Origin of the sequence: Micromonospora sp. LOL_021, from assembly GCF_048060215.1 — a bacterium.
Classification (GTDB): Bacteria; Actinomycetota; Actinomycetes; order Mycobacteriales; family Micromonosporaceae; genus Micromonospora_E.
Map to the genome: position 1 here is coordinate 35714 of NZ_JBHMIN010000019.1, position 22759 is coordinate 58472.

A 22759-nucleotide genomic window follows, 5' to 3' on the forward strand; every position below is an offset into this window, starting at 1 on the left:
GCTAGGCACCTCACCTTTGAGTGAAGAGGACCGAACTTTCGACCATTTGGCTCAGGCAGAAGATGCCGACACTTTCTCTAACGAAAAATCTCAGCCCTCGCGCCGAGTAGACGCTACATGGGTCGAAGGCGAGTTCCTCCTCTCCACTCACGAGCAAGCGGTTCTAACGTTGCCCAAGGCCATTCGACTGCGACGCATCAGCGGGTATGAACTTGGGTCACGCATTGAGATACTAGTAGACGCGCCCGTCGACGAAAACCTTCGCAATCTCGACGCGAAGCCCTTATCAGACTTGCGAGCCACAGCAGCCGGCCTTGGGGTCACGGTCACGTCCGACGCAAGGTCCAGAAGCAGCTGGATTACGGCACTCAATCAATTCGCTAGCTCACAACCGTCCACTCAAGCATGGGTATCCGCAGGCAAAGAGGTAGTCGCTAGACTACCAAAGTTTTTACGCTTTGGCGACGCAGAGTCAGCAGAAGCTGCAGTCCGGGTCGCTTTAAATAGCCGTTACAGATCCCACCTAGACGACGAAGACCTTAAACAGCAGGTTCGCAGCCTCGAGGACGAACTTGGACGACGAGTACGCGAGGACGCACAAGGATTAGTCGACCACATTAAGCAACGATGTCCAGACTTAGTGTTTGTCGAGGTTAAGCCAGACGTATCCTTCACCGCCGGCCTACGGTCTACCAAAATCCTCCTGGCACGCACGGGAGGCGAGACCGTCAGCCTCAGCGCAGTTGGAGCCGGCCGTTCCCGTCGCATCAGTCTTGCCATCTGGGAGTGGACAAGCGAACTTCTACAACGAGACGCCAGCGAAAGCACTGCCATGGACGAGCCACAAATCGTGCTCGCCTATGACGAGCCCGACACGCATCTCGACTATATCCAACAGCGTCGAGTGATGGCACTGATAAGAGAACAATGCACAATTCCCGGCGTGTCGATGATAATCGCAACCCACTCGATGAACCTGATCGACGGAGCCGCGATCGAAGACATCGTTCATTTGCAACTCGACAGGGAGCGCACCCGCGCGAATCTACTGCTATCTGATCTCGATGACAACACCAATTCTCGCTTCCTTTCGGACATCGCCACCGCCTTGGGGCTCCGCAATACGGTCCTGCTACATGAACGCTGCTTTGTGGGCGTCGAAGGCGCCACCGAGCAACAGTCATTCCCTATACTTTACCGCTTGTGCACTGGCCAGCCAATTCACGCCGCCGGAGTCGTGATAGTCGGCTGCCACAATAACGAGGGGGCATTGAAGTTCATCGGATACCTCGCCCGCACACAACGGCAGGTAATGCTTATCGTCGACGACGATAGCCGGAACACAAACAAGCTATTCAAGGATGCGAACCTAGCAAAGGAGGGCATCGACATTCTCAGGCAGGCTCGTTTTATTGGGGTCCCAGGAAAGGAATTGGAGTTCACTTTTACGAACGACCAGTGGTGCAGAGTGGCCAACGAGGCCTGGCCACGCATCGACGGCCAACCATGGGAACCTCTCGACATAGACGCTTTAAGACCAGGGAAATTCAGTTCCGCCTTGCTGCATCTTTTCCGAGAGGGAAGTAACAGCGGCCCCTCTTCAAAAGCAGAGATGATGTATGAGATGGCTCGAAGCCTCAAGACACCAGCCGAAGTTCCTTCAGAGCTACGCGATGCCTTCCTTGATTTGGAAAAACTAGCCATCCTTGACACGTGAGGCACGGCGACTAACCATTCGTGCCCGACGCTGCGCGGCGGTGGGGGTCTCCCATATGTGCCATCTTTTTGATGGTGCCCAACGCTGCCCGTGTTCCCTCTGGGGGACCCCGCACCAGCGACAAGAATTAGGTTCTGGTGTCTCGGGGTGGCGTACCCGGTGCTCGATGGCCGTCACGTCGTTGCCTCCCTCCGCCGACGTCACTAGGATCGCACGGCGGTACGACACTTCCTACCGTCTATCGGGCGAAACAGCTGGTCAAGTCTTTGGTCGCCGACATCTACACATCCTGCGAAAACAGATCTTTGGGCTACTAGGGATCCACATAATCAACAGGGTCGAATCTACGGCATTTCGACCGCCCGACGGGTGCCTTGCCTCGCGCAGGCCTCGGCCAGCCTTTACCCAGTGACAGCCAAGCGGCCATGGCAATGATCATTTCATGAAATGGGAAGGCTCGTGCGCCGCCGTCGATCGAACCAGCCCAGTACGTCAGGACTTGCTATACAGATAGGTGGAGAACAGGTGGATAGCTTCGATCTTGCCAGGTTGACCGACATGGACTTCGAGGCAGTCTGCAAAGATGTCTTTGAGGAACTACTTGATGTTCGCCTAGAGATTTTTGCGCAAGGAGCCGATCAAGGAATCGATCTCAGACATCTTGGTTCAGATCAGATTATCGTTCAGTGCAAGCACTGGACCAAAGCTGGCCGCACTGCGCTTATTCGAGAAATGGGGAAGAACGAGGCGCCAAAGTTGAAGATATTGAATCCAGCGAGATACATCTTGGCTACCTCTGTAGACCTTACTCCTCAGGCAAAAGCAAAAATAGTCCATGCCCTCAAGCCCTACAGCATGGACGTCGGCGACATATTCGGCTTGCGAGAAATAGAAAGCGAGTTGCGGAAGCGACCGCATTTAGCGCGCCGGCATCTGCGGCTATGGTTAAGTAGCGCCGCAGTTCTAGGAACACTAATCTCTCGGGGTATTGTCACCCGATCGGCGGCATTGAAGTCGGAAATTGAAGAGACCCTGCGCACATACGTGCCAAGTCCAAGCTACGGTCGAGCCAATGAGTTGCTGGATCGGTACCACGTCTGCATGATATCGGGAATACCTGGAATAGGGAAGACTACCCTCGCTCACGTCATCTTGGCCGCACACTACGAGGCCGGTTACGAGGTTGTGGAGATTTCGGAGGATGCCGAAGAGGCAAACCGTTTGTGGGACGATTCCGTACCTCAGATCTTCTACTATGACGATTTCTTGGGCCAAACAACACTGCAAGACAAACTCCACAAGAATGAGGACAGCAGAATAATTTCGCTCCTTCGCCGCTCACACAGGGCCAGCAATAAACGCTTCGTTCTTACCACGCGCGAGTACATACTTGCGCAGGCCAAAACTCGATACGAGAAGCTTGCCAGCCAAGATTTTGACGCTCTGAAGTGCGTTCTTGATCTAGGTGAATATACACCGCTAGTTCGGGCAGAGATTCTGTATAATCATGTCTACTTTTCACCACTAACCCGAGAGCAACGCGCCTTCTTTGCCAACCTAGATTCGTACTGGCCAATAATACGTCATTCCAACTTCAATCCTAGACTCGTCAGCGTTACCCTCAATTCTTTCGTCTCTGCAGATCAACCACCGGAAGATGTTGTCGAAGCACTCCTAGCGAATTTGTCTAATCCTTGGCGCATATGGGCGCATATCATAGAAGAGCAACTAGATGACTCTGATGTACACGTACTCCTCTGCCTCCTTCTTCTTGGCGGATCGGCACCAGTCCCTGACCTTCTAAACGCATGGACCGCCTATCGAGAAATTTTGAACCAGCCTTCCACCTCGGACCAGATGCGTCGGTCTATCCGAATACTCGATGGCACCATCACGCGAGGAGTAGGCAAGATCCTCGGGGCACCAACCGTAGTATTTCACAATCCATCCATTCGAGATTTCATGAAAGTTTTCGTTAAAAGTCACCCAGAATTGCTTCGAAATCTGGTCCATTCTGCCATCTATTTTGAACAGCTCATGGAATGCTGGCCTTTGCTGAATGATCTCGACACCGAGGACATCGGACAGGTCACGGATATCAAGGATCTTTTTGCCGAACGAGCTATCGAGTTACTGCATGACAATCGCTCGAGGATTGCAAGAAGTCAGAGCTACCTCGAGAGGCTAACGGCTCTTCTTCGGATGGCCGAGAAACTCGACATGATTATGCTATCCGATCACGTCGCCGACGAGGTCAACGAAGGGACAAACGTATTCTCTTTCGCGGACGACCCATCCGATATAGGCAGATTTATTCGAACTGTCAGCGACTCGCCTAACCCGCGCCTCCGACGACGGACTGACGAACTCGTGGAGCTTGCCGTAGACGACGCCCTCGGTGACCTCTGGACTTGGAACAATTGCGTATGGGCAGAGTCTGTAGTTGATGAGCTTAGAGAGCTTGCACCGAGCTCTGTGATCGCGGAGATTGAGGATGCAAAGCTCCGTCTGACCGTCCGGGAGTTTGACAGTTGGCCAGAAAAGGGTGGATCAATAGACTCGGAGATTTTTGATTATGCTACCTCGTTTGAAAATGCGGAGGAAGTATTTCCAAATTTTACACAAGTACGCCAACAGCAAGAGGCCTCGATGCGCGAGGTCTCGATGCGCGATTCTCCACACCTGGGACATCAGGCTCGTCTTACTCCGTCGCCCGAAGCGACAAGCAAGCATATCGACACGATCTTCTCGTCACTACGAAATATCCATGGCAACTAGTGTCTCTCTGTCGGCAGGCTGTCTCCCAACACTTGTGGTGGGAGGTGATGGCCGGTAGGCAGACGGCCAGAGGTGTTCGGCCGGCAGGTGTCGATGGCCGAGGGTCAGCGGTTGCAGAAGATCACCCCGAACGCACGCATCGTCGCCAACGCCGCCGGCCTCGACCGGGCCGGCGTGCTCCGTTGATCGGTGCGCAAGGCTTCGCTGAGCCTGCCACAGTCGCTCGTGCCGGCTTCCGGCGGTGGGTGGCTGTGCTCCTGCACTACTGGAAGGGATGCTTCCCGTTGCGGGAACCATCCCCTGCCTCCCCTCTTGACATCCGTCGTTGACGTATTCCCTGGCAGAGCCAGGAATTGCTCGACGCAGATGGTTGAAGGCGGCATTCACCAGGTGGGATACTGTCCAAAATCGATTACCGCCACAGGCAGTTCGCGCCACCACGCATCAGATCCTGCGCCATACTTCGGGGGTGTCATGCAGAACCATCCGCTCACCGCAGCACGCGAACGCCTGGGCCTGACCCGCCGGCAACTCGCCGACGCAGTCAACAAGATCCTCTACCCCGACCCCGGACAAGCAGCCCACAGCGCCTTCACCGCCAACTACCTCGGCAAACTCGAAAACGGCAAGATCCGCTACCCCGCCGAGGACTACCGCACCGCCCTCCGCATCGCCCTCAACGCCGACACCGACGACGAACTCGGATTCCGGCCCGCACGCGAGCTGAGGACCACAGTCGCCCTGGTCCGAAGGGTCTACTCCCGATCGTCGAGACATGAGAGTGAGCCAGCCGGCGTACTCCCAGGGAACGACGTGCGACCCGGGCAGATGCCAGAGCACGGCGAGGCTGGAGAACCGGACACGAACCGTCGCTCCCTGCTCCAGGGGATCGCGGCGGTCGCTGCCTCGGCCGGTCTACTCGGCGGCTCCGCCGATGGCGGCTCGCGTCGGGTGGGCCACAGCGACATCGACCGGCTCGACGCCGTGATCTCCCTCTACCGATCTATCGACTACGAACGCGGGGGTGGCGCGCTCTACCGCGACGTCGCACACCTGGCCGACTCCGCGTCAGCCATGCTGGATCAGCCCTACCCCTCATCGGTGGGCTCTCGGTTGCTGCGGTCGGTCGCGTCAGTCCGACAACTGGCGGGTTGGACCGCGTTCGACGCCTGCCGACATCTCGATGCACAGAGGCACTTCCTCCTGGCCGAGCGGATGGCGGTCGCCGCGAACGATGTTCTGCTCACAGCGCGGGTGCGCTACTGCCAGGCCCGCCAGTTCCAGCACCTGCGCCACAACAAGGACGCGCTGGAGACGCTTCGGCTGGCCCGCGACGAGGTAGGTCGACGGGTCACCCCGGCTGTCAGCGCAATGCTGCACGGAGCCGAGGCCGCCTCCATAGCCGCTCTCGGCGACGGGCCGTCGGCAACACGCGCCCTCGGGTCGGCCACAGACGAGTTCGACCGCATCAACCCGGACAACGAACCAGACTGGATGCGCTTCTACGACCGCGGTGAACTCCTCGCCCAGTACGGACGGGTCTACCGCGACCTCGCCCGGAAGGAGGAAAGCGACCGCTACGGCGAAGCCGCCACCCGCACCGTAACTGAAGCGATCGACACGCTGGGGTCGCAGAACGTACGGAGCAGCGTCCTCAGCGGCGTCAGCTTGTGCAGCTCACTGTTCCTGGCAGACGAACCCGACGAGGCAGTCACCATCGGCGCCCGCGTCATCGAACAAGCCCGGCAACTCAGCTCACCACGCATCCTGGACCGCATCCACAACCTGCGACGGGATCTCAAGCGCCACGAACGCCTGTCCACCGTCGCCGACTTCTCCCGGACGGTAGCTACGGTAGGCGTGGGCAGCTGATGACCGGATCGGCCGGACGGTTCACCGAGCAGGCGATGACAGCGGCGATGCACCAGATCGCCGCCCGACTCGGCGTCGCCGCCGGCGACGCCCAACTACTGCGGCTGACCAACAACGCCGTGTACTCGCTCCCCTCAGCCGGCCTCGTCATCCGCATCACCCGATCCCACGCCCTGCACGACCGGGCGCTGAAGGTCGCCCGCCTGGCAACCTGGTTCGCAGCGGTCAACGCCCCGACCATCCGCCTCGCCCCCGACATCAACCAGCCGGTACGGGTCGACGAACTCTCAGCAACACTGTGGCGGCTCGTCGCTCCCACGCCGCGACCGCCGACCGTCGAGGAACTTGGTCAGGTACTCCGCGAGTTCCACTCCCTCGGCTTGCCACAGCTCCCGCTGCCCGAGTGGGACCCGGTCGGCGACGTCCGTACCCGTCTCACCGACGCGGAGGCGCTGAACGGCGACGACCGAGACTTTCTGCTGGAGTGGTGCGACCGACTCGCCCCACGCATCGCGGATCTGAACGTCCAGGCTCGCGGGCTGGTCCACGCCGACGCACACATCGGCAACCTGCTCCGCGAAGCCGACGGCCGCGTGGTCCTCTGCGACTTCGACCCGACCTGCGTCGGCCCGTGGCAGGTCGACCTGGCCGCCGTCGCCGTCGGCGAGATCCACTTCGGCCGGGCCGGCGCACACCAGGCGCTCACTTCGGCGTACGGCTACGACGTCACCACCGACCCAGCCTGGCCGACCCTCCGCGAAGCCCGCGAACTCAAGATGATCGCCGCCGCCGTACCCCTACTCGCCAGCACCCCCGGCGTAGCCGACGAGTTCGCCGTCCGCCTAGCCTCCGTCCGCGACAAAGACGACACCGTACGCTGGACCCCCTTCGCGGACCTTGCCAGTGAATCCGCGTAAGGTTGCCGCGTCGACGCGACAACCGATTTATCAAAAAGGTACCTTTTGAAGCGGAGCTCATCGAAACCCGTGGCCCCATATAATTTAACCCACTAGGGCCTTCCAATGCGGGCGCCGATGAACCTCGTACATCCCGAGCACCTGTTCCGCGAAGCCCGAAGACTATCCGCAGACGAGGCTCCCTGCCGCCCTTCGAAACGCACCGAAACTCATGCTAACAAATTGTCACTCGCCACCTAACCCACGCATATCTGTTCACATGTCAACCAACCGGAAAAGGTGAACACCGGCGTCACCGACAACGCTGAATTTACGGAGTGGGCCACACCAAGCGACACCCAAGACTGGGCCGGCTACCCGCATTGAGGCAATATTGCTTAGGCCATCCCACCTCCAGACCCGCACAAAAGCATCGTCGCCGCCAGTGAGTAGGTAGCGACCATCGGGGCTGATTGCGCATGACCTGACGACACTCTCATGGGCCCGGAGCCCGCGCAGCAGCATTCCACTGGGGAGCGACCAGATTAAGAGCTTTCCGTCAGCACCACCAGTGACAAAATAGCCACCATGCGGCGTAATTGCACAGCAGTGGATCGCGCCATTATGGTCGCCGGAAATTCTACGTATCAACGCCCGGCTGGCTACCCGGTACAGGTGCACCGCGCGGTCCCACCCGGCCGAGATAAGCCAGAGGCCGTCGGGGCTGAAAGCACAGTCCGCCACCCAATCCTCGTGGACGCCGAATTCACAAGCGATGGTTCGTTCGGGCCACGCCCACACAACAATCTTGCCGTCCTGCGCCGCAGCCGCGATCCACTTGCCATCTGGCGAGAATCGGCAGCGTTCGAATCTCCTGTCGCTCGGAGAATGCAAGACAAACTCGGTTCTAGTTGCAATCTCCCACACGGCGAGACGCCCGGCTGAGTCTGCCGCGACCGCGTGCGTGCCATCGGGACTCAGATCTGCAGCCGCGATTGCGGTGCCCCGTCCAATGATCTGGTGTGCACCCTGCGCGACCGACCACAGTCGAAGATCGCCATCCCGGCCGCCAGTCAGCAACAAGTCGCCGCTCAGAGTTGACGCGCATGAAGTGGTGCGTGCTCGGGCGGCTGGTTCCGGCAGATCGGCTACCCGGTGGCTGGCGTCCCATAGCCGGGCCGACTTGTCCCACCCGGCCGAAAGAAGCCATCGACCGTCCGCGCTAAAGGTGCAATCCCTGACATACCAACTGTGTCCGAATAACACCATACGCGCCATACGACGGCCGGCATCCCAGATCCGGATGCTGCGATCATCGCCACAGCTGGCGATGAGATCACCGGAGGGGGAGATGGCCACTGCCGAGACCTTACCGCTATGGCCGGACAGTTCGTCGATGACGCGAAAAGCGGATCCACTCCAAACACGCACCATTTCGTCTTCTCCGCCGGTAACGAACCAAGACCCGTCCGGAGCGATAGCACACGAGGTTGCCAGGCCAAGATGTGCAGTCCAAGATGCAGCCTCCTCACCGGTTGCCGCGTCCCAGCGCCGGGCCTGTCCGTCAGCGCTGGTCGTGAGGACCCAACTGCCGTCCGGGGAGAACACACCGGAGAGCACCCGGTCCGAGTGCCGGTCAAAGGTCAGCAGTTCCACGCCGGTGCTGGTATTCCAGATTCGCGCGGTCCGGTCATCACTGACGGTGAGCAGCTTTGATCCGTCGACCGACAAAGCGCAGCCATTCACCTTCGCCGTGTGCCTGCTCAGGACCATACGCTGCCGACGGGTCAGCAGGTCCCAAACTCGGACGGTGTTGTCGCCGCTGGTGCTGTATAGGGTTAGCTGGTCGGACGAGAACACGCAACTAGTGACCGCATCTGTATGGCCAGAGAGAGTGTACAGGCGCTGCCCAGTGTCTCGACTCCAGATCGCAACCTCCGAGCCGGCTCCGACAGTAGCGATGTATTTTGTGTCCGAGGTTATCGCACATCCAGTCATCATTGTTTCACCATCGGTGATAACTCGCACCAACGCAGAACTCTGGTCGGGCAGCGACCAGTAGTTCTCAACGTGAGGCATCCCAGGTTCCAGATTTGCGCGGTACCGCGTGATGACGTCGGCAAGTTCCGGCTCGCCGGCTAGCCTGCTGATGATGACGGCAGCGTACGACTTGTCCTGTGTCGTTGGCTGTAGCACATGGGCGTCCCGCCCGAGTGCCACCCTCAGGGCCGCCGCCACCGGCGTGTCGATCCGGGCTAGGTCGGCTTCTACCGCCGCCACATCGTAGCGCCGGCTCTTTTCTGCCAGCCATCGCAGGTCAGTCAGCAGAAACTCGAGTTGTCCTGCGAGCTCGCTTTCGGCCAGGTGATATGCGAGGTGTTGCCAAAGATAGTCACGGTTGTCCGGCAACGTCCACCAGTGCACGTAGTCGCCGGCCTCGCCGGTCCCGGGGAGGCCCAGCTCGTACCGGTTGGCGTCGAGGAAAGCCGTGTTGAGTCTCCGGATCTCGTCGTCGCCGTTTAAATACCGCAGGTACAGCCGGAGTACGTCGTGTAGGCGCACAGAGCGGTCGGTGAACCGGTACGCGGCGAATAACGATAAGTCGACCATGTCCTCAATTACCCGAACGACATCGCGCTCCTCAAATCTGGCTGTGGCCCGCCACAGCGTCAACATCACGTCAAACGTAATATCGACGTCTTCGGCGAAGATCGCCAGCTCCATATATCGCGCACGACCTTCCGCGCCGAGCAAATCCATGCTGGCTCGCATGGTGGCGTCGACCGCACGGCTCCGGTCGGAGGAACGGGTGACATCGAGGATGGCTGGCCCATGCTCGGAGAGCCGCCGGGCCGCCTCGGCGGCGGCGGTGGACAAATTGTCCCCGCGCCGCACAGCGTGTCGCAGCTGGGCATTGACAAGGCCGAGCAGCAAGGGCCACCGTCCGGTCAGCTCGAGCAAACGCCGGCGCTCGGTAGACGGCATGCCCGACAGGCCGGAGGTCAGCACGGCTACGGACTCCCGCTGCTCCATCTGATCAACGTGCACGAAGCGAGCGCCATGCGGGATGACGTTCGGAATACGCGTCGTGATGAGCCGCGTACAGCCAGCACCACCGATCATAAATGGCCGCAACGCGGCCTCCTGCCAGACGTCGTCGAGGACCAGCAAGATTGGCGGATACTGGTCGAGCAGGTTACCCAGGCGACTACCGGCCTGTTCCAGGGTTCCGAGCGCGCCGCCACCGAGACGAATGCAGAGGTCATTAACGAGCGTGAGTAAATCGGCGGTGCTTTTATCCTGGCCAACTGTCACCCAGAGGAGCCCACCAGGAAAGGTCTCGCGCAGAAGAGAGCCTGAGCAGACGTAGGTGGCGAGGGTTGTCTTTCCGAAGCCGCCTGCACCGTGCAGGGCCGTCGTCACACCGACCGCAGTACCGGTGCCTTCCTTCAGGTATCCGACCAATTTCTCCGTGAGGTCGGGACGGTCGACCGGGCGGCGACCGCCGAGCCCTGGCACCTCCCAGCCGACGTCTCGCAGCCTGCTTTCGGGCGGCTTCGAATAGTAGTGGTGCACGACAAGGGAACCACCCGGCGCGTTGTACTGGCCAGAACCGTCCCGGGCTTCGTACGAACCGCCCGCCGTGGTCACTTCGCTGGCCTGGCACCCGGATGGTGCTGGTGGATAGTTATGGTCCCGTTCAGCGCGTTGTACTGCGTTGAGTCGTCCCGAGCGACGAACGTGTTTACTGTCGACTGATGAGCCACCGGTAGCTCCCTGCGCACCTGGTCGGCCCATTCCCGCAGTTCCTCAGCCGCTTCCGGGAACTCCTCCAGCAGGTCCGCGAAGCGCTGTTGCCAGGTCCGCGCCTCACGTTCTAGCACTGCAGGCCGGTCGTCAGCCGCCTCAATCGCCGCCGCAGTCTCGTCCGCCCACCGCCCGGCTAGCGCGGCACGGCGGTCACCGCCTCGTCCGAACAGCTTCGATAGTCCACCGCGCGCAACGTTCCATGCATCGGTAGCGACTGCTCCGGCTAGCGCCGACCCGCCGGCACCGGCAACTGCTATCAACCACTCCGCGACCACTATCGCCTCCCGGTCGGCTCACTCTCGGGCCAAGGGTCCACAGTAGTAGAGCGTGGGGTACTCTGCGTCATCCGAACGGCGACTAACGCTGTCCAGGCATCGCCTGAGGCAGCCCCGCATCGACAGAGTCGGAGCGGCCGGCGTACCAGTCACACCCGCGAGTCAACAGAGCTTGTACTCCCTCGCCGGGGTGTTGCCATATCGGACACAGGCGCTGCACAAGTAGCAAGTAGATACCGGGCGACTGGGGATGAGTCAGGGGAGGCGCCAGAGTTGGAAGGTGGGGCCGTCGGCGGGCAGGGTCAGGGTGCCGTCGGCGGCCGGGCGTAACGGTGGTGCGCCGCCGTACAGGTTGACCAGTGCCGGAGCAGCAGCGTCCGGCGGGGCCACCAGACCCGTCAACCGCACCGGAGCACCCGACGCCCGCCGGGCCAACGCCAACACCGACCCGGACGGCGACTCCCGCAGATAGACCAGGGCGTCGTCATCGGCGTACACCCAACGAAGCCCACCGTGCCGCAGCTCCGGCACCTCCCGACGCAACGCCACCAACGCCCGGTACACCCCGAACGTCGCATCGTCCCACGACTCTGGCCGGTCCCACGGCATCGGCGTCCGCGAACCCTCCCCGTTCTCCCCCCGCAACCCCAACTCATCCCCCGCGAACACCATCGGCGTCCCCGGCAACGTCAACTGCAACCCCGCCGCCACCTCCTGCCGACCCGCGTCCCCCACCACCGTCCGAATACGGGCCGAATCATGCGAACCGAGCAGCTGCCACGAATGCACCAACGACCGCCACGACACCAACGCCCCGAACGCCCGCATCGTCGCCAACGCCGCCGACCCCGACCGGGCCGGCACCCCACCCGGTACGCCGAGGAAGTCCGGCAACCCCAACGATGATGACCGCAGCCAGCTCCACACCGGCCGGGTGAACCCGGCATAGTTCATCGTCCCGTGCCAACCATCGGCGTCCAGGTCACGGGTGAAGTCGTGCCCGTGCTCGGCGACGATCAGCCCGTCCGACCGAGTCTCGGCGACCGCCCGGCGCAGCAACGCGGCCACCTCCAGGGTGAGCGCGTCGGCCCCGCGCCGGCCGGTCATGTTGGCCACGTCGATCCGCCAACCGTCCAACCCGTACGGCGGCAGCAGCCACCGCCGCGCCACCGACGATGGCCCATCGACGAAGCGTCGCCGCAGCTCAGCGCTGCCCCAGTTGAGTTTCGGCAGCGACTTCACGCCCAGCCACGACTCGTAGTCGCCGTCGTCGCCGAAGTAGTACAGCTCCCGCTCCGGCGACGATACGTCCGACACGGCGGCGCTGAACCACGGGTGGGCGTCGCCGGTGTGGTTGCTGGTGATGTCGCCGAGCAGCCGCCACCCGCGAGCGTGCACCGCCGCCGACAGCCGCGCCAAAGCCTCGTCCCCGCCGAGCAGCGGGTCGACGTGGTCGAACGCGGCGGCGTCGTACCGATGATTGGAGCGGGCCGGGAAGATCGGCGTCAGGTAGACGGTGTTGACGCCGAGCCGCTCCAGGTGGTCGAGCCGCTCCCGGATGCCGTCCAGGTCGCCGCCGTAGAACTGGTACGGCGTCTCCGGCCCGCGCCCGACGACCGGGGTGTCCCAGTCGCACCGGATCGCCCACTCCGGCAGCTCCCGCCCGTCAGCGGCACCCGACCGGGCGAACCGGTCCGGGAAGATCTGGTAGATCACCGCGTCGGCGGCCCAGGCCGGCGGCGCATCGTGGGTGACGAGCCGGAAGTCGGTGGCGTCCGGCACGTCGTGGTCGACCTCGCCGACCCCGGTCAACCAGCGCCGCCCACCCCCGCCACCAGCAAAGCCGCCGCCATCAGCAGACCCGCCGGCAGCAGCAGAGCCGGCCGGGCCGGCAGCGCCGTCGCCGCCGGCGAGCAGGAAACGGTACGGCGTGACCGGGTTACGGGCCTGCACCTCGCCCCGCCACCACACGTCCCCGTTCGGATCCTGCCGGTCGACCACCGCCTCGGAGAAGCGCGGCTCACCGTCGGCTGTGGAGCGTACCCACAGATTGTCGACCGGCCGCGCACCCGCCGGCACCCGGACGAAGACCGACACCCGATCACCCAGGTTCACCCCGGCGGCGGCACCCGGCGCATACAACGACGACCCGTCGTGGTGCGCCTCGAACAGCTGGCCCACAGTGCTAACCCTTCACAGACCCGGAGGTGAGACCGGAGACGATGTAGCGGCTGAGCAGCTGGAACACCAGCACCGTCGGGATCGCCGTCAGCAGGGTGCCGGCGGCGAAGATCCCGAAGTTGTTGTTCCGCTCCCCCGCCACCAGGCCGTACATGCCGACCGCCAGCGTCTTCGCCTCCGGGTTGGTCAGGAAGACGTTGGCGATCAGGAACTCGTTGATCGTGTTGATGAACGCCAGCAGCCCGGTGACCGCCAGGATCGGCGCCACCAGCGGCAGCATGATCCGGAAGAACACCTGGGCGTGCGACGCCCCGTCCATGGTGGCCGACTCGTCCAACTCCCTCGGCAGGGTGTCGAAGAAGCCTTTCATCAGCCAGGTGTTCACCCCGAGCGCGCCACCGAGGTAGAGCAGCATCAGCCCCCACGGGGTGTTGAAGCCGATCGTCGGCCACAGGTCGGTGATCGTCGAGAAGATCAGGAAGATCGCCACGATCGCCAGGAACTGCGGGAACATCTGGATCAGCAGCAGCGACAGCAGCCCGACCCGCCGGCCCCGGAACCGCATCCGGGAGAAGGCATACGCCGCCAGCGACGACAGGAACACCGACGCGAACGACGCTAGCCCGGCGATCAGCAGCGAGTTGCCGAACCAGCGGCCGAACGACGTGTCGGCGAACAGCCGGCGGAAGTTGTTGCCCGACGCCCCGGTCGGGAACAGGTCGGTCGACGACAGGGTGCCCAGCGGGTTCACCGCCGCCGACAGCACGAACACGATCGGGAACAGTGAGAACGCCACCGCCAGCAGCGCCACCAGGTGCCGCCAGCCGACCCGACCCAGCCAGCGGGTCAGCGAGCGCTGCTTCATCCGTACACCTCTTCCTGTTGCCGGGTGCGCCGGAAGCTGACCGCAGAGATCACCGCGACGAGCGTGAAGATGAAGATCGAGATGGCGGCGGCGAAGCCGTACTGGGCGCCGGCCGCGCCGAACGCCAACCGGTACGTGTAGGTGATCAGCAGGTCCGTCGCGCCGACGCTCGGGTTGTCCGCCGGGAACGGCCCACCCTCGGTCGTCAGATAGATGGCGTTGAAGTTGTTGAAGTTGAACGCGAACGAGGCGATCAGCAGCGGCGTCAACGCCACCAGCAGCAGCGGCAGCGTCACCCGGCGGAACGCCTGCCACGGGTTCGCGCCGTCGATCGAGCTGGCCTCGGTCAGCTCCTTCGGGATGGCCTGCAACGCGCCGGTGGCGACCAGGAACATGTACGGGTACCCGAGCCACAGCTGTACGCCGATCACCGCCAGCCGGGCCGACCAGTCCTGCCCGAACCAGTCCACAGTCAACCCGAAGAACTGGTTGATCAGCCCGAAGTCGGTGTTGAACATGTCCCGCCAGACCAGCAGCATCGCGAACGACGGCATCGCGTACGGCAGGATCAGCAGCACCCGGTAGAGGTTGCGCCCCCGCACCCGGTCGGAGTGCAGCGCCAGGGCGCAGAGCAGCCCGAGGACGAAGGTGCCGCCGGTGGAGCCGATCGCGAAGGCGAAGTTCCAGACCAGGGTGCCGAGGAACGGCCCGGAGATGTTGCGGTCGGTCAGCACGCGGGTGAAGTTGTCCAGGCCGACGCCGACCCGCCAGCCCTGCAGCAGCCGGTCGCCGTCGGCGGAGACGAACGAGCCGGCGTCGTCGTCGGCCGTCCACACCGTGCCCGTCACGGTGTCGGTGACACAGTCACAACCTTCGTCGTACGCCCGGACCGCGACCCCTTCGTACGCCCGGGACAGTCCGATGGAGCGGATCGCCCCGTCGTCGGTCGGCACGGCCAGGTCGGTGATCTCCTGGCTGCGGGCGCTGGCCTGGCCGGCGTTGAGCAGCGTGTAGCCGTCGGCCGCCGTGACTTTGCCGGCGTCGGTGACGGTGACGTCGCCGGCCGGCAGTTCGGTCAACCCGTCGGCGTCACCGGCGTAGACGACCCCGTCGGCCGGGTCGACGACCAGCAGCACCAGTTCACCGGTGGCAGCGTCGCCGGTGGTGGCGACCGTCATCGCATACTCGATGGATCCTGGCACCTGGACCACCGACGTGGCCTGGATGGCCGCGATCGACTCAGTCTTGCTGCCCCGGTGTCCGTCGCCGAAGTTGGTGAACGCGGTGGAGGCGGTGTAGAGCACCGGGAAGATCTGGAAGGCGATCAGGAACAGGGTGCCGGGGATCAGGTACTTCGCCGGCACGTGCCGCCGGCCCAGGTAGAGGTAACCGATGCCGGCGGTCGTGGCGACCAGGATGCCGAGCCCGACCCAGGCCTCGGCGTCGATCAGCGGGAACGCCGCCCAGATCGCGATCGCCGCGACCAAGCCGAGCAGCAGCGCCTTGGCCAGCAGACCGCCGGCTCCGGTGTCGCGCATTACTTGATCTGTTCGGCGATCGTCTTGCCGGCGGCGGTCATCGTGCTCGCCACGTCGGCACCGCCGACGATCGCGGCTTCGGCCTTGCCGAACGGGTCCCAGATGGCGGCCATCTCGGGGATCGCCGGCAGCACCGCGCCGCCCTGCCCGGCCTGCTGGAACTTCGCCAGATCCGGGTCGGCCCCGGCGACCTGGTCGAGGGCGGCGGTCAGCGCCGGCGGGCGCGGCTCGGCCTCGTAGAGGGCGACGGCCAGGTCGGTCCCGGTGGTGTAGTTGGCGACGAACTCCTGAGCGAGGGCCTTGTTCTTGCCCTTGGCGGCGACGTAGAAGGTCTGCACGCCGACGAACGGCTGCGCTTCGGCACCGCCGGCGAAGCCGGGGACCGGGCTGATGTCGTACGCGATGTCCGCACCCTTGGCGTCGGTGATCGCCCACGGCCCGGAGACCAGGAAGGCGCATTTGCCGCTGGTGAAGGTGGCGATCGAGTTCTCCGGGGTGATGGAGCGCTTCAGCGCACCGGAGCCCTTCTCGCCCAGCGTGGCGATCTTCTCGAACGCGGCGATCGACTCCGGCGTGCCGACGCCGAGCTGCGTCGGGTCGTAGTCGCCTTCGGCGGTGGTGCCGAAGAGGCTGCCGCCGGCCGAGGTGTAGAGCGGGTACAGGTGGTAGGCGTCGCCGTTCTGCCCGACCTGCAGGCAGAGGATCTCCGAGACTTTGCCGTCGGCCTTGAGCTGCTCGCCGGTGGCGACCAGCTCTTCGATCGTGGCGGGGGCGTCGGGGGCGAGCGCGGTGTTGCGGATCAGGGCGACGTTCTCCATGGCGTACGGGACGCCGTAGAGCTGGCCGTTGAAGGTGACAGCTTTGATGGCGACGTCGGCGAAGCCGGCGGTCTGGTCGGCGGTCAGCTGGACGGGCTCGATGGCGCCGTTGCGCACCAGGTTGCCGATCCAGTCGTGCGCGCCGACCATCACGTCCGGGCCGCTGCCCTGCTGGGATGCGGTGACGAAGGTAGTTTGCTGGTCCTTGGAGATCGCCTGGACCTCGACGGTGACGCCGTTGTCGGCGCCGAACTTCTCGGCGAACGGGGCGAGGGCGGCGCTGCGCTTGTCGTCGGCCCAGATGACCAGGGTGCCGCCGGCGGCGGCGTCGGGGCTGTCGGTGGTGGCGGGTTCGCCGTCGCTGCTGCCGCAGCCGGCGGCGGCCAGCGCGAGCGCGGCGGCCAGCCCGGCGGCCACCGACGTGGTACGGACGCGCATCGGGACTCCTGTCGTGGAAGCTATTGCAGTACGGTGCCGCGATCACGGCACTGGTTTCGTCGCGTGTTGCCGGGACGTTAGCAAGACGTTGCAAGCAATGGAAGACCTTGCAGGCATCGCCGCAAGAACTTGCCGGTGCGCTACCGTGAACGCCATGCGCGCACGACTGTCCGACATCGCCCGCCAGGCCGACGTCAGCGAGGCCACGGTGTCCCGGGTGCTCAACGACCGCCCCGGAGTGGCAGCCGAAACCCGCCAGGCGGTGCTGACCGCGCTCGACGTCCTCGGCTACGAACGCCCCGCCCGGCTGCGCAAACGCAGCGCCGGCCTGGTCGGCCTGGTGGTGCCGGAGCTGGACAACCCGATCTTCCCGGCGTTCGCGCAGACCATCGAGTCGGCCCTCGCCCAGTCCGGCTACACGCCGGTGCTCTGCACCCAGACCCCCGGCGGGGTCACCGAGGACGAGTACGTGGAGATGCTGCTGGACCGCCAGGTCGCCGGCATCGTCTTCGTCTCCGGCCTGCACGCCGACACCGCCGCCGACCACGAGCGCTACCGCACGCTGATCGCCCGGCCGCTGCCGATCGTGCTGATCAACGGGTACGCCGAAGGCATCGAAGCGCCGTTCGTCTCCTGCGACGACCGGGAAGCCGGCGAGCTGGCCGTCGAGCATCTGGTGGCCCTCGGCCACCGCCGGATCGGGCTGATCACCGGCCCGGACCGGTTCCTGCCGGTGCAGCGCAAACTGGCCGGGTTCCGGGCCGCGATGCGCCGGCTGGTCGGGGCCACCGACGCCGAGATCGACGAACTGACCGCCCTGTCACTGTTCGGAGTGGAGGGTGGCAAGGCAGCCGCGAACCGGTTGCTGGACAAGGGCGTCACCGGCATCACCTGCGGCTCCGACCTGATGGCGCTCGGCGCGGTCCGGGCCGCCCGCCAGCGCGGCCTGTCGGTGCCGGGTGACGTGTCGGTGGTCGGCTACGACGACTCGCCGCTGATGGCGTTCACCGATCCGCCGCTGACCACGCTGCGCCAGCCGGTGATCGCGATGGCGGTCGCGGCGGTCCGGGCGCTGGTGGACGAGATCAACGGGCACGCCGCCCCCAACTCCGAGTACGTGTTCCGCCCCGAACTGGTGGCCCGGGGCTCCACCGGCATCGCCCCCCAGGTCACCCACCTCGCCGCCGCAGCGGCCGCGCCCGCCAGCTGAGAGCTTGCGCAAGGGTTGCTTGACTCTTGCAAGAACCGGCAGGCATGCTCGGAGCAGAGCCAGCATCGCACCGACAGGACGGGGACCCCGTGACGATCGATCCTGCCCAGGCCAACCCGCGTACCGCCCGGGACGACTGGTGGCGCACCGCCGCCGTCTACCAGGTGTACGTGCGCAGCTTCGCCGACTCCGACGGCGACGGCATCGGTGACCTGCAGGGCATCCGCAGCCGCCTGCCGTACCTGCGGGACCTCGGCGTCGACGCGCTCTGGCTGACCCCGTTCTACCGCTCCCCGATGATCGACGGCGGCTACGACGTCGCCGACTACCGCGAAGTCGACCCGATGTTCGGCGACCTCACTGACTTCGACGAGATGATCACCGACGCGCACGCGCTCGGCCTGCGGATCATCGTCGACATCGTGCCGAACCACACCTCCGACGTACACCCGTGGTTCGTCGCGGCGCTCGCCGCCGCGCCCGGGTCGCCGGAGCGCGACCGGTACATGTTCCGCGACGGCCGCGGCGAAAACGGCGAAGAGCCGCCGAACGACTGGGAGTCGATCTTCGGCGGGCCGGCGTGGACCCGGCTGCCCGACGGCCAGTGGTACCTGCACCTGTTCGACCCGGCCCAGCCCGACCTCAACTGGCGCCACCCCGAGGTGCGCGCCGAGTTCGAGCAGATCCTGCGCTTCTGGCTGGACCGGGGCGTCGACGGGTTCCGCATCGACGTCGCCCACGGGATGATCAAGGCCGACGGGCTGCCGGACATCGGCTGGACCTCGGCCACCACCGGCCGCCGCCAGATCGAACTGCTCGGCAAGGGCCGGCTGCCCTACTTCGACCAGGACGAGGTGCACGACATCTACCGCGCCTGGCGGCCGGTCCTGGACAGCTACCCCGGCGGGCGGATGGCGGTCGCCGAGGCATGGGCGGAGACCCCGCAGCGGCTCGCCCGCTACATCGGCCCGGACGAGCTGCACCAGGCGTTCAACTTCGACTTCCTCGACGCCACCTGGTCGGCCGACTCGTTCCACAAGGTGATCGACACCGCGCTCGCCGAAGCGGCGATCGTCGGCGCGCCGACCACCTGGGTGCTGTCCAACCACGACAAGCAGCGGCACGTCACCCGGTACGGCGACGGCGAGGTCGGGCTGCGCCGGGCCCGCGCCGCCGCGCTGCTGATGTTCGCCCTGCCCGGCAGCACCTACCTCTACCAGGGTGAGGAGCTGGGCCTGCCGGAGGTCCTCGACCTGCCCGACCATCTGCGGCAGGACCCGGCGTTCAGCCGCACCGGGGCCAGCCGCGACGGCTGCCGGGTGCCGCTGCCGTGGAGCGGTGAGGACCCGCCGTACGGCTTCGGCCCGGCCGGGTCGACGGCGTCGTGGCTGCCGGCCCCGGCCGGCTGGGCGCCGCTGACCGCGCAGGCTCAGGCCGGCGACGAGTCCTCGACGCTGGAGCTGTACCGGCGGGCCCTCGCCATCCGGGCCGAGCATCCGGCGCTGCGCGACGCCCCGGCCGGCGACGGCACCGGGCTGACCTGGTTGGAGGCCGGGCCGGGCGTGCTGGCGTTCCGCCGTACCGGCGAGGCGGCGCTGGTCTGTGTGGTCAACCTCAGCGGTGCTCCGGTGCCGGTCGACGGGTACGGCGTACCGCTGATCACCAGCGCGCCGCTGGACGGACCGCCCGGTGGCCGGCTGCTGCCGGTCGACGCCGCCGCCTGGTTCCAGCCGGCCTGACGCCCGTTCCGCCCCCGGCCGGCGGGCAGGGTGGGGCCAGGTTTACGACAGCCTGCCGCCGGGTATGGCTCGAAGCAGGAAACACCGGTCGTTCGTCGAGCCGGAAGCGCCGCCGGATGGCTGGGCAAGAAGACCCCTTGTGGTGGGGGGCGAAGGTGGTGACGGTGCCCCGGGACCAGGATTGGTCCCGGGGCACCACCGCGTCTGGGTGCGACCGCCGCGTTTGGGTGCGACTTCTGGACATCCACCGGCCACTGGCCAGCAGTGCCAATCCGCTGGGCAACACCCTCAAGTGTGCGATCGGAAGGTTTCCAACCCGATTCATCGATGTTCCCCTATCAGGGAGATGTCCGGTGAGCCGGGAAGGAACAACCGATGGTATCGAAACGTACAGGTGTGCTGGTGGCGACGACGCTGCTGGCACTGGTGCCGGCCGCCCCGGCGGTGGCCGGCGCGCCCGAGGCGACGGTGCACGCCGTCGGCGGCCCGACCGCCGTCGCCGACTCCTACATCGTCGTGCTGGCCGGCTCAGCAGTCGCCACCGACGCCACCAACGCCACCAACGCGGTCGACCGCACCGCGCGATCGCTGGCCGGCCGGTACGGCGGCGACGTCGCCCGGGTCTACCGGCACGCGCTGCGCGGCTTCGAGGTCCACCTGTCGCCGCGCCAGGCCCGCCGGCTCGCCGCCGATCCGCGCGTCGCCTCGGTCACCCAGAACCACACCGTCACCGCCGCCGACGTCCAGACCCCGACACCGTCCTGGGGCCTGGACCGGATCGACCAGCGCACCCGGCCGCTCGACGACACGTACTTCTATCCGAGCGTCGCGCCGACCGTACGGGCCTACGTCATCGACACCGGGATCCGGATGTCGCACCATGAGTTCGCCGGCCGCGTACGCTCCGGCCGCGACACCATCGACAGCGACGACGACGCGTCCGACTGCCGCGGACACGGCACCCACGTCGCCGGCACGCTCGGTGGCACCACGTACGGCGTGGCCAAGAACGTCGAGCTGGTCGCCGTACGGGTGCTCGACTGCAACGGCAACGGCAACGTCGCCACCGTCATCGCCGGCATCGACTGGGTGACCGCCGACCACCGGCCGGGCGAGCCGGCGGTAGCCAACATGAGTCTCGGCGGGCTCAGCTACGCCCCGATGGACCAGGCGGTGGCCTACTCGATCGCCGACGGCATCACGTACGTCGTGGCGGCGGGCAACGACAACGGCGCCGACGCCTGCGGATCGTCCCCCGCCCGCGTCCCGGACGCGATCACCGTCGCCGCCACCGGCCCCGACGACGCCCGCGCCCCGTACTCCAACATCGGCGGCTGCGTCGACGTCTTCGCCCCCGGAACGGACATCGTCTCGGCCGGCATCGCCGGCGACACCGCGAGCCTGCCGGCCAGTGGCACCTCGATGGCCAGCCCGCACGTTGCCGGCGCGGCCGCGCTGGTCCTCGCCGCGCACCCCGACTACACCCCGGCGCAGGTCACCGCCGCGCTGCTCGCCGACGCCACCCCCGGTGTGGTGACCGACCCGGGCGCCGGTTCACCTAACCGGCTGCTGTACGTCGACGACACCGTCCCCGCCCACGACTTCGCCCTGGCCGCCGGCCCGACCAGCGGCACCGTGGCCCCTGGCGGCAGCGTCACCGCCACCGTCACCGCGACGGTCACCGCTGGCACCGTCCAGTCGGTGGACCTGAGCGTCGTCGGGCTGCCGCGCGGCGCGACCGCCACGTTCACCCCGGCCAGCATCGACTCGGCCGGCAGCACCTCCCTGACCATCACCACCGCGGCGGTCACCGCCGCCGGCACGTACCCGGTGCTGATCCTCGGCACCGGCTCGCACGTCACCCGGATCACCAGGTTCGCCCTCACCGTCGGGGCGCTGCCGGGTTGTGTCGGCGCCAACGACACCGACACGCCGCTGGCGTTCAGTGGAGCCGTCGACATCCCGATCACCATCACCGGCTGCGCGGGCAACGCCGCCGGCAACAGCACCATCGAGGTACGCATTCCACATACCGCCATCACCGACCTGCAGGTGGAGCTGTTCGCCCCCGACGGCACCCGCTACTTCCTGCTCGCCCGGACCGGCCACGGGGCCGCACCGGACGTCGACCACACGTTCACCTACGACCTGTCCGACAAGGCCGCCAACGGGACCTGGCGCCTGCAGGTGCGCGACGCCGGCCCGAATGGCACCGGATTCTTCGACTACTGGCGGCTGGACCTCGCCGGAACGGATCTGCCCATACCCGCCTGCGGCGGGCAGACGACCACCGACGTGCCGATCGGTGACCGGGCGACCGTCGAGAGCCCGATCACAGTGACCGGTTGTGCCCCGGCCCCGAGGTACAGCGCCTGGGTGGACGTACGGGTGATCCACCCGTGGTCGCGTGAACTCAGCTACCAGCTCGTCGCCCCGGACGGACAGGTGTTCACCCTGCAGGGCGTCAACGGCATGGGGCTGCCGAACATGTTCCGCACCTTCGTCGTCGGCTGGTCCGGCACACCCGACGGCGTGTGGAAGCTGCGGGTCCAGGATCACTACTGGGGCGATTCGGGCCCGGCGTACATCGACGGCTGGCGGCTGACGCTGCGCTCGTAGCGT

13 protein-coding genes are annotated in these 22759 nt (G+C 65.4%); 7 read left to right on the forward strand and 6 right to left on the reverse strand.

Annotation, left to right across the window (positions count from 1 at the left end; genetic code table 11):
* The first annotated feature begins 640 nt into the window (after window positions 1-640).
* The 4 genes from ACFHWT_RS14810 to ACFHWT_RS14825 all read left to right on the forward strand — a co-directional run bounded on the left by ACFHWT_RS14810 (window position 641) and on the right by ACFHWT_RS14825 (window position 7284).
* Window positions 641-1717: an ATP-dependent nuclease gene (locus ACFHWT_RS14810; protein WP_416595179.1), complete on the forward strand. Its 1077-nt coding sequence runs from the start codon at window positions 641-643 to the stop codon at window positions 1715-1717.
* A 525-nt stretch (window positions 1718-2242) separates the two neighbouring features.
* A complete protein-coding gene (locus tag ACFHWT_RS14815; RefSeq protein WP_416595180.1) occupies window positions 2243-4495 on the forward strand; it encodes a restriction endonuclease in 2253 nt (750 codons plus the stop codon).
* A 516-nt stretch (window positions 4496-5011) separates the two neighbouring features.
* Window positions 5012-6367: a hypothetical protein gene (locus ACFHWT_RS14820; protein WP_416595227.1), complete on the forward strand. Its 1356-nt coding sequence runs from the start codon at window positions 5012-5014 to the stop codon at window positions 6365-6367.
* Entirely contained in the window at window positions 6367-7284 is a 918-nt protein-coding gene (locus tag ACFHWT_RS14825) for a phosphotransferase family protein (RefSeq protein ID WP_416595181.1), read from the forward strand. The genes ACFHWT_RS14820 and ACFHWT_RS14825 overlap by 1 nt, the downstream gene beginning before the upstream one ends.
* A 255-nt stretch (window positions 7285-7539) precedes the next feature.
* On the opposite strand, the gene ACFHWT_RS14830 is transcribed toward ACFHWT_RS14825, so the two are convergent.
* The 6 genes from ACFHWT_RS14830 to ACFHWT_RS14855 all read right to left on the reverse strand — a co-directional run bounded on the left by ACFHWT_RS14830 (window position 7540) and on the right by ACFHWT_RS14855 (window position 17188).
* Window positions 7540-10914, reverse strand: a complete 3375-nt coding sequence (locus ACFHWT_RS14830; protein ID WP_416595182.1) for an NB-ARC domain-containing protein — start codon at window positions 10912-10914, stop codon at window positions 7540-7542.
* On the reverse strand, window positions 10911-11348 hold the full coding sequence (locus ACFHWT_RS14835; protein WP_416595183.1) for a hypothetical protein: 438 nt from the start codon (window positions 11346-11348) through the stop codon (window positions 10911-10913). The genes ACFHWT_RS14830 and ACFHWT_RS14835 overlap by 4 nt, the downstream gene beginning before the upstream one ends.
* Window positions 11349-11603: 255 nt before the next feature.
* The gene (locus ACFHWT_RS14840; protein ID WP_416595184.1) at window positions 11604-13529 is read right to left on the reverse strand and encodes a glycoside hydrolase family 13 protein; all 1926 of its coding nucleotides are present in this window, start codon (window positions 13527-13529) and stop codon (window positions 11604-11606) included.
* A gap of 4 nt (window positions 13530-13533) precedes the next feature.
* A complete protein-coding gene (locus tag ACFHWT_RS14845) occupies window positions 13534-14394 on the reverse strand; it encodes a sugar ABC transporter permease (RefSeq protein WP_282225489.1) in 861 nt (286 codons plus the stop codon).
* Window positions 14391-15932 (reverse strand): ABC transporter permease subunit, encoded by a 1542-nt coding sequence (locus ACFHWT_RS14850; RefSeq protein WP_416595185.1) that lies wholly within the window; start codon window positions 15930-15932, stop codon window positions 14391-14393. Before ACFHWT_RS14850 ends, ACFHWT_RS14845 begins: the two co-directional genes overlap by 4 nt.
* The gene (locus ACFHWT_RS14855; protein ID WP_416595186.1) at window positions 15932-17188 is read right to left on the reverse strand and encodes a sugar ABC transporter substrate-binding protein; all 1257 of its coding nucleotides are present in this window, start codon (window positions 17186-17188) and stop codon (window positions 15932-15934) included. The genes ACFHWT_RS14850 and ACFHWT_RS14855 overlap by 1 nt, the downstream gene beginning before the upstream one ends.
* A gap of 154 nt (window positions 17189-17342) precedes the next feature.
* On the opposite strand from ACFHWT_RS14855, the gene ACFHWT_RS14860 reads away from it, so the two are divergent.
* The 3 genes from ACFHWT_RS14860 (at window position 17343) to ACFHWT_RS14870 (ending at window position 22756) form a co-directional block, all read left to right on the forward strand.
* On the forward strand, window positions 17343-18398 hold the full coding sequence (locus ACFHWT_RS14860; RefSeq protein ID WP_416595187.1) for a LacI family DNA-binding transcriptional regulator: 1056 nt from the start codon (window positions 17343-17345) through the stop codon (window positions 18396-18398).
* A gap of 95 nt (window positions 18399-18493) precedes the next feature.
* Window positions 18494-20137, forward strand: coding sequence for a glycoside hydrolase family 13 protein (locus ACFHWT_RS14865; protein ID WP_416595228.1), 1644 nt, complete (start codon window positions 18494-18496; stop codon window positions 20135-20137).
* 375 nt (window positions 20138-20512) lie between these two features.
* A complete protein-coding gene (locus ACFHWT_RS14870; RefSeq protein WP_416595188.1) occupies window positions 20513-22756 on the forward strand; it encodes a S8 family serine peptidase in 2244 nt (747 codons plus the stop codon).
* Window positions 22757-22759 lie beyond the last annotated feature (3 nt).